We start from the raw sequence: 786 nt of genomic DNA on the forward strand, positions 1-786 counted from the left end.
CCCACAGCGGGGCCAACTGGCCAAGACGGCTTTGGCTCTGGGTCAGCAGGCTGATGAACAACGCCACGCCGGCCACGCCCAGGGTCAGGCTGTTAAGGGCGGCGGTGGCGGCAAAAGTCCGTTCGAATACCTGGCTCGACCAGCCCTTGAGCTGCTGCTGGTCGACGATGCGGCTGTCTTCGAGGGCAAACCGTTCCTGTACTGCACGCACCAGCGGCGGCACGTTGCCCGGCAAAACCCGCAGGTTGAAACGCGCCGGCGACAATCCCGGCCAGTGCTGCAACAGGTGCCGCGAATTCACCAGCAAGTGGCCCTTGGGGTTGCCGTAGTCGGCATAAATCCCCACGACCTTCGGCGACCATGGACCTTGGGGCGTGGGGATGCTGACCACATCGCCCAGCCGCACCTTGAGCCGGCGTGCCATTTGCTCACTGAGCATCAGGCTGTCGTCCTGCAACAACTGGCTCCATGGGTTCGCCGCCGCTTCCAGCAGCGGCCAATGCTGGCGATAAGTAGGGTCGTCGACCACGCCGAACAGGTCAGCCGGCCACCCCTGCAACTGCACCGCAACCTGCCAGGTCGGCAGCACTGTCTGCACCAGGGGCTGCTGTACCAGCCAGGTTTGCAGCGCCTCGGCCTGGGCCGGATTTTGCGGGTTGAGGTACAACTCGGCGGTCAGGCGTTGTTCCAGCCAGTTGTTGAAGGTCTGGCGAAAGCCCGAGGTCATCGAGCCCGCGCCGATATTGGCGGCCAACGCCAGCAGCAAGGCCATCAGCGCCAGGCTCA

Annotated in this window: 1 protein-coding gene; it reads right to left on the reverse strand. The window is 64.6% G+C overall.

The window, feature by feature from the left end; translation table 11 throughout:
* The coding region (locus HX846_RS37975) for an ABC transporter permease (RefSeq protein WP_178967552.1) at positions 1-786 on the reverse strand (786 nt) is incomplete at both ends.

The sequence above is a fragment of the Pseudomonas sp. K5002 genome, assembly GCF_013386655.1.
Lineage (GTDB): Bacteria > Pseudomonadota > Gammaproteobacteria > Pseudomonadales > Pseudomonadaceae > Aquipseudomonas.